We start from the raw sequence: 9,901 nt of genomic DNA, 5'->3' as shown, positions 1-9,901 counted from the left end.
GAATCCTCGCCAGCAGAACCCGCCGATTCGCACGCCCCCACCTCCGCAATGAGCCTGCTACCGTTCTGCCCATACACCACAGACATGGCAAGCGACCCGATGACCACAAACATGACCAGCACCAACGACCAAACAGCCGCTTGCCAGAGGGTCATAGCTCCCACGAAGCTAAGACCCATGACAACCCCCACACCGCCCAATAGCACGCCGCCCACCACCAGCAACATGCTCTGCGCTCGGGCGAACATGCCGTAAGCCCAACTGCTCGCCGCAGGCATGGACGGATCGACGAACCTCTTCGAATGCAGGATCCGCCAATGGCTAAATGCCAAGATGCCGTCTATGAACGCTACTGCGAATGCCGGGAAACATGCTGCCAACAGGCTCTTTTGCACATAGGAGGTTACCTGGCCGTCCATGCCGACCTTCATGGGAATCTGATCGGGGATGGAACTGTAGCCCAGCAAGCAGACAGCCAGGCAGATGCCGATGCGAAGCAGGAAAAGCAGGTCCCACCTCAACGACAGCGGCCGGGGAACGGCTTCATGGCCGATAGGCGATGCAGTCTTGGCGGCCACGGCAACCCATCCACGTCGCACCTTCAGAGCCATCACCTTCGAGCGGAAGTACAGCATCAGCCCGTAGCTTGCCGCGCAGAGCAGCAACGTGCCGACCACCATCACCACCGCGACGACGCTCGCAAACCCGCTGCCTGCGCCCGAATCAAGCACCCAAGGAAGGACGCATGCCACCGTGCACAAGGCGGCAAGCCCCAACATGATGCCCGCGTAGCGGCGCTTGAACCCGCGAACCTCGGGGTCGCGCTGGGCGTAATCGGGCACGGTGACCGCGAAGCACTCCCGCTTGGGCATGAGGTAGGGCATGAACGCGGCAAGCACGCCCACCACGGGTATGACGGCTATCAGGACGGCGACGAGCGCCACAGGGTACAGCAAGCTAGAGGGCTCCATGGAAAGCTCCTTTCGAAGTTGGAATCGGGACGAAGAAACGCAGGTGGGCGCCGCGTTAGGAAATCGAGGGAATGGCTCCTCGGGCCCGGGAAGCCGTGGTGGCCCTGGATTCGCGCCCTCTGTCGACATCGGCGTTGCGCGACGGCGCCCCGGCAGACTGCGCCTCCGTCGTCTCGCCTACCGCGCCGTAGGCCCGGGCCGCCTGGGCTGCAGCGGCCTCCAGGAACCGGCCGCGGGCGCCTCCGTTGGCCCGGAAGGTGAGCGCCGCTTCGAACAGGGACTTCTCCAGCTGGGCAGCAGCTTTGGCCGCGCGGTCGCCGCCATCGCCGCCAGCTCCTCCCCCGTCCGTGCCGACTGCATCCGCGATAAACGCCCCCGTCCGGCCCTTCATGCGCACGTAGCCCTCGTCGCGCAGCACCGCATAGGCCTTGTTCACCGTATGCAGGTTGATGCCCAGGTCGCAGGCCAGCGAACGGACGGAGGGCAGCTGCATGCCCGCCGTCAGCTCCCCCAAGGCGATACCGGCCACAACTTGGTTGCGTATCTGCAGGTAGATGGGCTCATTCGCCGTGGCATCTATTTCCAGGAACATGGCAGCGCTCCTTTCCCATTCGCAGAAAGCCCGACCTTGCCTGCAACAGGGTAGGGTCGGGCTTTCCCTCATCTGTTATATCTAGAATATAGCAGATAGAACAGACTGTCAAGCGCCAGGTGAGATTCTGCGTCGAGGCAAAAGGCCACGTCCCCGTTGCCCCGTTGTCGCGGCCGGCGTCGCGCTAGCCCACCCACTTCCTCAGCATGCGGATGAAGGTGTCGATCTCGAGCGGCTTGGCCATGTGATCGCTCATGCCGGCGCTGCGGGCGCGGCGGATGTCCTCGGCGAAGGCGTTGGCGGACAGGGCCACGATGGGGATGGTGCCCAGGTCGGGGCGCTCGTCGGCGGCGTCACGGATGGCCTCGGCCGCCTCGTAGCCGTTCATGACCGACATCTGGATATCCATGAGCACGATGTCGTAGTAGCCCGGCTCGTGGCTGGTCAGCGCCTCGAAAGACAGCTTGCCGTTCTCCGCGTGGTCCACTTCGGCGCCCGTGAGCTCGATCAGCTCCTTGGCGATGGCGGCGGCCATGCGGTTGTCCTCGGTCAAAAGCACCCGCTTGCCAGCGTAGCCCAGGTTCTCCAGCAGCTCCTTCTCGTCCACAACACTCTTCGACTCGCCGCTGAGCAGCTCCTTCATCACCTGCACCAGACGCGAGCGGAACAGCGGCTTGGAGATGAAGGCGTCCACGCCCACCTCTCACGATGAAACCGAGAGGGGGGATCCGTCCGGCTCTCCGATACAGTTTTCAGCCGTTGGTAAATGTTGGACAATCCAATTATCCCTCATTTTCCTTTTCGTGAAGCTGCATTTAAATGCGGTGGCAGGCGCCGACAACCGCTTCTGCCGTCCCCCAAGCGCCGGGCGGTGCTCCCCGGTGCTTACCGGAGCCATGAATACTTGCCTACCGCTCTGGCCATCAGAAATAATGCCATGCCGATCCCATGCGGCTGACGCGTGAGAGCCTTGACGCGGCGACCGTCCGATGATATAAGATAGTCAGTCACTTGGAAACGAGGGGCAATCAAGGGCCGGGGGATCCCCCCGGCATTTTCTTTATCTGGGGAGGTTTCGCATGAGGGAGCTCTCGGTTTTCGTGGACGAGTCCGGCAACCTCGGCGACGATGCGAAGTACTACCTCCTGGCGCTCGTCCTGCACGATCAATCGAAAGACGTCTTCGAACACATCGGGCGCTACGAGAGCACTCTGGCCCAACGCGGGCTGCGCGACATCCCCCTACACATGAATCCGCTTATGCGCGCGAACGAGGACTACAAGGGTATGACGGCGCAGGAGCGCAACAGGCTCTTGACCTGCTTCAGCTCGTTCGCGTGGAAATGCCCGTTCTCTTACAAGGTGCTCTCTTACCGCAGGTCGCACTTCAAGAGCGACGGGGACCTGTTCTCCAAGATGAAGAGGGATCTAATTCTCCTGCTCTTCGACAAGCTGGAGACCCTGCAGGCCTACGACATCGTGAAGATCTACTACGACGACGGGCAGGGCATGGTCACCGACGCGCTCCACGCCGCTTTCGAGTACGCGCTGAACAAGCAGGCGATCATCTACAGGGACTGCACCCCCGCGGACTTCCGGCTCCAGCAAATAGCGGACTTCATCTGCGAGATTGAGCTGGCCGCGATCAAATACGAAGCGAACGAGGCCGGCGGAACCGAGAGGATATTCTTCGGCACCAACCGCGACTTCAAGAAGAACTACCTGAAGAAGCTTCGCAAGAAGCGCTTGGAGTAGCGGACGGGGGCCGAGCATCGCCCTGCGCCGGCCTCGGCGCCAGGCCCTCGCGCTGGACGGTGCTCCAACTCCTCAAACCACGGGCAGCTCATAGGTTTGCCTCTCTCCATAATTACGCAAGGCGCCTCTCCCATCGGCCGCGACCCATCATGATCCCGCAAAAGCGCCCTGCCCCGCCCCGAAAGCCGTGACCCAGATTTGACCCCATGGATTCGCGGCAATTTTTGAGACTGGATGCAAATGGGACGTACTGGAACAAACTGCGGCAAACTGGAACAAACTGGAGATAGTTTTTAACTATTGAGTGAGAATAAAGATTTAGGCCTTTTGACCTGCGATATTTCCGTCCGTGGCGTACCGTCTGATTACGCTATGTACGGAAAAATGCAAAGCCACCAGCGATAAACGGTGAATAAAAATCTTCAAGACCCCCTGAAGACCACGAGTTTCAGGGGGGTGCTTTATGCCTTTTGACCTGGTGTTTTCGTCGTTTTTACTCTAAGTTGCCGTGCGCCACGGACATGGCGACACCCAGCGAACGGAGAGTAAAGAAAAAACCGAAGAGTAAATTGTCCCAGTAATTTGTCCCACAACCCTTAAAACGGCTGCGAAACTCAAACGAAACTCAACGGGACATAATTTGGCGGTTTTCCGACAAAACCCCAGGTCAAGTTCAAGAGTAAAAGTTTACTCTAAATGGCGGTTTTCAAGCGTTTCGGGTAAGAAAAAGGGCTTCTGGGAGCATTGCCCAGAAGCCCTGATTTACTCTAGCTTCGGCCGATTTCGACCCTGAAAGCCACCGTTTCTCGAAAGAGTAAAATTAGAAGCGCGATTTCCACTCCCAATACTCCTCCTCGGAAATCTCTCCCGCAGCCAGCCCTGCCCTCTTCTCGCTCCAAGCCTTCAGCATCTGCATGACCTTCGGCGCAGCAGGAGCCTTCGGGTCGACGGCGAAGGATGCGCCATCTTCGGCTGGTGCGATCCCGAACTCGTCCTCCAGCTGAAGCATGAGCGCAAGCAGGTCCCTGGCGCCCTCCACGCCGAAGTCCTTCAGAGCGAGCGGCGAAACCTCGAGGGCATTCGCGATGTCCTCGACCTGGGACGGCTTCGGAGTCCTGGCTCCGCTCTCGTAGTGGCGAATCGCCCCCTCGGTGAGCCCCGCCTTCTCGGCAAGCTCTCCCTGGTACATGCCGCGGAGCTTTCGGCAATGCTTGGTCTTGCCGCCGGTCGGCATCGCTCCTCCTATACGAAATGAAAACGTCGCAATTCTAGCATCGTACGGAGACGTACGCAAATCATTGACAGCACAGAACCGTACGATTATGATTCATTCCTATAACGTACATGTTCGTACGATGTTAGGAGGAGCATTGGGCGATCAGAAAGAGAGGCCGACGATGCTGAACGCTGGGCAGGTGGCTGAGCGTCTCAACATGTCGAAAGGCTTTGCCTGCAAGGCCATCAGGGACATGAACGACGAGCAGGAAGCGCTCGGTCGCCCCGCCGTGAAGGGACGCGTGAGGTCCGACCGCTTCGAACGCAGATACTTCGCGGGCGATGAAGATGCCCGTGTACAAGAGCGAGAACGGAACGTATTACGTCCAGTGCTTCTACCGCGACGGCAGGGGCGCCGAGAGGCGCAAGGTGAAGAGGGACTTTGCCACGGAACTCGATGCGCATTCGTGATTCGCACACAATTGGAGCCATTCATATAGCATTTCACGCCGTTACCCAGGCGCCTTTCATCCCACTTAATCCAGCTACTCCAAAATACGTAGAATGACCTGGGAAAAGAATGATATCGCCCCCATCAGGACGAATCATAATATCCACTCATGCAGAGAGGAGCGCCCATGGAAATCAGAAACGTCACCGTCGCCGGAGGCGGCGTGCTCGGAAGCCAGATTGCCTTCCAGACCGCCTTCAAGGGATTCGACGTAACGGTCTGGCTGCGCAGTGAAGGGTCCGTCGAACGGGCCAAGCCGAAGTTCTATCAACTGGAGAAAGTCTACCTCGCAACGCTCGAGGCGATGAAAACCAACCCCGCCGCCTATTGCCGCGGCCTCGCTCCCTCTCCCGAAGTTTCGCCCGAGGACATCAACGCCCTCAAGGGAAAGGCTCATGCCGCTCTCGAGAACATCCGCTTCACCACGAGCTACGAGGAAGCCGCTCGCGACGCCGATCTCGTGATCGAGGCCATCGCCGAAGACCCGGCGCAGAAAACCGCGTTCTACAAGGAGCTCGCCGGCCATCTTCCTGAGAACGCCATCGTCGTCACCAACTCGTCCACCCTTTTGCCGAGCATGTTCGCCGACGCGACCGGCAGGCCGGCCAAGTACCTCGCCCTGCATTTCGCCAACGAAATCTGGCGCAACAACACCGCCGAGGTCATGGGGCATCCGGGTACGGAGCAGGCGGCTTTCGACGCCATCGTCGAGTTCGCCGCCGCCATTGGCATGGTGCCGCTGCCCTTGCACAAAGAGCAGCCCGGCTACATTCTCAACAGCATGCTCGTGCCGTTCCTCAATTCCGCCCAGACCCTCTACGCCACCGGCGTGGCCGAGCCTGAGACCATCGACAAAACCTGGATGCTCGCGACGGGCGCGCCGCTCGGCCCCTTCCGCATCCTCGATATCGTGGGGCTGACGACCGCCTACAACATCGTTTCCATGAACCCGCAGGCGAACGACCCCGATTCGGTGCCGGGAAAGATCGCCGCGCTGCTCAAGGAGCGCATCGACGCAGGCAAGACGGGCATCAACGCCGGCGAAGGGTTCTACAAGTACGAATAGCAGCAAACAGACTTAGGGAAGCGCTGAATAAATAGGGTTGCGCCCGCCAAATTCGCTTCGCCATTGGATTTTTCGGGCGGAATCGCCCTGAGATGCGCTTTGAACAGGCCTTATCCCGCCCCATGGACCCCATCGGCTCGATTGAGGCATTCGATCGATCCGATGGGGCGGCCGGGCTTTCCGGCCGCCCCGCGCTTTTCTCGCATCGAATCGGGCCGCACCGTCAAGTCCGGACGGATCCTCTTTGGCGTTCGGGGCCGTTTGTCTGATGTCGTCGGCCTCTGCCGAAGGACCGTCTCTTCCCGGCGGTTCGTCTCACCGGCTATTTCGAAATCGCCATCTCGGGTTTCTCACGCGAGAAGGGAAGATGATTCGGCTCGCGGTCGTTCCCGCAGAGCGGCGCGCCTACTTGACAAGGCCTTCCAGCGTCAAACCGATGTGAAGCGAGTTGGTCAGTCCGAGCGCAACGCTTCGTTCGAGGTGAGTGACCCCGGCGGCGAGAGGCTCGACGACGGCGACAGGGCACAGTGCGGAAGAGAGACGTTCACGCAGCCTCGCGACCGCCTGCTGCATCCCCGTGCATCCCAGCACGACGCAATCGATGCGGTCCTCGTCATGCATTCGCATGCAGACATCCGCCAGGCGTTCGTCTACACCGTCGCCTCCGAACACTTCTCCGACCATCATGTCGGCGGGAACTACGGAGAATATCTTGCCGTCGAACCCTTCGGTGCGCGCCTTCCGCTCCTCGTTGGCTATTCCGTCGTGGTCGGTAGTTATGATGCCCACGCGCCCTCCGAGCGAGAGCGCGGTGAGGATGGAGGGGACATACCCGCCGTAAACGGGGATATCGACCATCTCGCGCAGAGCTTGGACGCCGGGGTCGTCGAAGCAGTTCACGAAGATTCCCTCGGCGCCGCGCTCCGCGGCGCGCAGGCCCTCGCGTACGACCTCCGTCCCGTTGAACATGCCGTGCATGTCCGATTCGATGGACGGGAATCCGCTTTGGATGCCGACATACTCGATTTCGGTATCCGGGCGAACGAGCGATGCGAGATAGGGGCGCATCGCATCGAACACGTTGCTCGGCAGATTTACGACAGAATTGATGACGGTAAGCTTCATCGTGGGCTCCTCGGGTTTTGGGCGTTTACTCGGAGATCGCCATTGCTTTAAAGAAAGCTGCGGGCGCAGTTAGCGAGAGTCGCGGCCCCTACCCCAGCAAACCTGCGAGTTTCGGATTCATGAACAAATTGTAGTACGTCGCAATCGCAATGGCGATAAGCCCCACGACAACGCTTGCAACCGCCCAGATTTTTTGACGTTTCAGATAGGCTTCCTTCGATACCCCCATGCTCAAAGCTCGATGGAGCGCGAACGGCTGCGAAGCGATGGAAAACGCCACCGTTCCCGCCGTAAGCATAGCGAATACCAAAACGCCCAGCGCAATGGCCACGGGTGTATGGAAGGCGATGGCGTTCACGAAGCACGTGTCGGCGACGATCCACAGCGGATAGAAGATAATGGTCGCCCACATGCCATGCGCCGCCCCCCAGATGGGCGGCATGAACAGCGCGCCAATGTTCACGCGCGGCACGCCCTGCAAAAGGCGCTCTTCGGCAGCATATTGCTCTTCGGTGATGACTGGCGCGCTCTGCACCGTCTCGTTGCGTTTGCTCACAATCTATTCCTTACGGGTCGAAAATCCGAAATCGGCAGGCTTCGCGGGCTCGATTGCCTCGAGAACATCAACGCGCTCGGCGTCGCTTGGCGAAGGCGGCACAAAGGAAGTGCCATCGGCGTTATGGAATTGCACGCCCAGGCGCACAAGCTCGGCGAGCACTGAATCGACAAGCAGGGGCAAAGCCGCATGAACCCGAGGCGTGAGGCCCTCGATAAAGCTCGCAGGGCTCATGTTCTCCACCTGAATGCCGAAGCACACGCCATCGGCATCGTGGCCTAAAAGCGATGCAGACGCGAGCAAATCGGACAGGCGCATGTCGTGCAACGACTGCATGACACCGTGGCCCGCGATGTCGCCCGGGGCGAAACGAAATACCGTGCCAGGCTGCTCGCCCGTTCCGTCTACCGCATCAACGACGATGACGAAATCGGCCTTGCACACATGCGGCAACAAATCCATAGTCATGCACCCTGCATCATAGAGCGCGACATCGTCGCCGAAACGATAGCCCGCTTCAAGCGCGTCGTACACCGCCGGGCCCACACCGTCGTCAAGCATAAGGCGATTGCCAATGCAGAGAATCGCGATTTTCATCAATCCCCCTACTGGCCGAGTTCCACGGGCGTCACACGCGTCGAGCGACTCGGGTCAATGGTCATGCTCTGAAAGCGATCGGCCATGAAATCGTTGCCGTAATACTCCTCGAAGAATTGTTCCATGGCGTTCACCGGCTCCATTCCAGCCTCGCGCTGATACCAACAGTCGAACGCGAGCATGGTCATAACGGCGTTGACGAGCATGAGCGCGGCGCACACCGAGGTAAGACCGTATCGCCATTTCCAGGGAATCGCATTCACGACCTTGAGCATGCGCGGCAAAAGCAGTTTGATCCACACGCAGCCCAAAACGCCCCACATGGCCATGAACATGCCGTTGGTTCGGCCGTCGATAGAGAGGAACGTGCCCGTATAATCCCAGGCCATAATGCCGAATGCGAACTGGAAGAACCAGCTCACCAAGTACTCGAACGCGCCGCCGATAACGGCACTCACCAAAAAAATCACGAGGAAATTGGCTTTATGGAAACGGTTGAGCGCAATGGTCATGAGCACCGCCCCAATACCGTAGATCGGCGAAAACGGTCCATACAGAAGACCCGCGCGGTCTTGGTAGACGCCCGGTTCAACAACGGCCATGTGATAGACGACCTCGATAATCAAACCGAGTACGCAGCACACCACGAAAATCCAGAACAAGTTGAAGAAGTTCAGCTCGATATAGCCTTTGCCCGTCTCGTCGCGACCGAGGGTTCCGTCTTCGGCACGCTCGCGCGTCTCAAGGTCGGCCAGCTTGCGCTGAAGGCGGCGCTCTTCCGAAAGAGAGGGGTCGATATACGACAACAGGGCGACGAGGAACACCAAATGCAACACTTCATAGAGGCCCGGGCCATGCAAGCCCGAAAGCATGACCTCGCACACCATAACGGCGACGTTGATCGCTACGAGAATTTCGGCCGCAATACGCGCACCGCGACGGCGGTCGCGAAGCATGCGCACGCCCAAAACAATGGACATAACTGCGCCAACGCCCGTAAGAGCGATTTGAACTATGGCGATAACGAGCGTCGTCGTGTCGACCGGAGTTCCGGCATCACTAGTAAGCGACGGCAGGTAGAAGCCCAAAATCGCCGCAATCGGAATCGAGATTACCGAGAGCGCGATAAGCGCAACCGCATATATCTTAAGCAGCAGCGGGAGTTTCTTTTTTGGAGGCGTCGCAAGCGAATTCGATGCGGTCATATACCTTGGGCCCTTCCCAGTCTTTTAAGCATGCACAACAATGCTTCTATAATAACCATGCACAGCGCGATAAAAGCACGCAAGCACCCGTTCTTCGCTCAAAAGCCAAGTTGTCCAGGTGAAGAGCGCGTCGCAGAAACGTACCGCATCGCATGATGCAATCGGGAATCGGGGCGAAAACAGCGACCGGACAACGCAACCCGAACGCGCAATCGTGAAAGCAAAATGCATCGGAACCTGCATGGTTCGAGTGCGATGCCGCGCAACGCGCTGCCCGGTTTGGTTACGGCATCGTCACGCACCGCCAAG

Annotated in this window: 10 protein-coding genes; 2 read left to right on the top strand and 8 right to left on the bottom strand. The window is 59.3% G+C overall.

Annotated elements, in window-relative coordinates; genetic code table 11:
• The 3 genes from ACWI8T_RS06350 to ACWI8T_RS06340 all read right to left on the bottom strand — a co-directional run.
• The coding region (locus ACWI8T_RS06350; RefSeq protein WP_449138334.1) for a DUF1648 domain-containing protein at nucleotides 1-971 on the bottom strand (971 nt) is incomplete at its 3' end.
• A 55-nt stretch (nucleotides 972-1,026) separates the two neighbouring features.
• A complete protein-coding gene (locus ACWI8T_RS06345; protein WP_449138333.1) occupies nucleotides 1,027-1,563 on the bottom strand; it encodes a GntR family transcriptional regulator in 537 nt (178 codons plus the stop codon).
• A 184-nt stretch (nucleotides 1,564-1,747) separates the two neighbouring features.
• Entirely contained in the window at nucleotides 1,748-2,257 is a 510-nt protein-coding gene (locus ACWI8T_RS06340; protein ID WP_449138332.1) for a response regulator, read from the bottom strand.
• A 385-nt stretch (nucleotides 2,258-2,642) separates the two neighbouring features.
• On the opposite strand from ACWI8T_RS06340, the gene ACWI8T_RS06335 reads away from it, so the two are divergent.
• The gene (locus ACWI8T_RS06335) at nucleotides 2,643-3,317 is read left to right on the top strand and encodes a DUF3800 domain-containing protein (RefSeq protein WP_449138331.1); all 675 of its coding nucleotides are present in this window, start codon (nucleotides 2,643-2,645) and stop codon (nucleotides 3,315-3,317) included.
• An 820-nt stretch (nucleotides 3,318-4,137) separates the two neighbouring features.
• Here the strand turns inward: ACWI8T_RS06335 and ACWI8T_RS06330 are convergent.
• A complete protein-coding gene (locus tag ACWI8T_RS06330) occupies nucleotides 4,138-4,551 on the bottom strand; it encodes a helix-turn-helix domain-containing protein (protein WP_449138330.1) in 414 nt (137 codons plus the stop codon).
• A gap of 619 nt (nucleotides 4,552-5,170) precedes the next feature.
• Between ACWI8T_RS06330 and ACWI8T_RS06325 the strand changes: the two genes are divergently transcribed.
• Nucleotides 5,171-6,109 carry a 3-hydroxyacyl-CoA dehydrogenase gene (locus ACWI8T_RS06325; protein ID WP_449138329.1) on the top strand — a complete coding sequence of 313 codons (939 nt, stop codon included), beginning with the start codon at nucleotides 5,171-5,173 and terminating at the stop codon, nucleotides 6,107-6,109.
• 405 nt (nucleotides 6,110-6,514) lie between these two features.
• Here ACWI8T_RS06325 and ACWI8T_RS06320 read toward each other — a convergent pair whose 3' ends face one another.
• The 4 genes from ACWI8T_RS06320 to ACWI8T_RS06305 form a co-directional block, all read right to left on the bottom strand.
• Complete coding sequence (locus tag ACWI8T_RS06320; RefSeq protein ID WP_449138328.1) at nucleotides 6,515-7,234, bottom strand: aspartate/glutamate racemase family protein; 720 nt, start codon at nucleotides 7,232-7,234, stop codon at nucleotides 6,515-6,517.
• A gap of 88 nt (nucleotides 7,235-7,322) precedes the next feature.
• Nucleotides 7,323-7,790: a viscotoxin-A3 gene (locus ACWI8T_RS06315; protein WP_449138327.1), complete on the bottom strand. Its 468-nt coding sequence runs from the start codon at nucleotides 7,788-7,790 to the stop codon at nucleotides 7,323-7,325.
• A 3-nt stretch (nucleotides 7,791-7,793) separates the two neighbouring features.
• Complete coding sequence (locus tag ACWI8T_RS06310; protein ID WP_114616016.1) at nucleotides 7,794-8,387, bottom strand: hydrogenase maturation protease; 594 nt, start codon at nucleotides 8,385-8,387, stop codon at nucleotides 7,794-7,796.
• 8 nt (nucleotides 8,388-8,395) lie between these two features.
• Nucleotides 8,396-9,592: a putative ABC transporter permease gene (locus ACWI8T_RS06305; protein WP_418950467.1), complete on the bottom strand. Its 1,197-nt coding sequence runs from the start codon at nucleotides 9,590-9,592 to the stop codon at nucleotides 8,396-8,398.
• Between the last annotated feature and the right edge of the window lie 309 nt (nucleotides 9,593-9,901).

Source organism: Slackia sp. (assembly GCF_977041755.1).
This window is presented reverse-complemented; position numbering and strand designations above follow the sequence as displayed.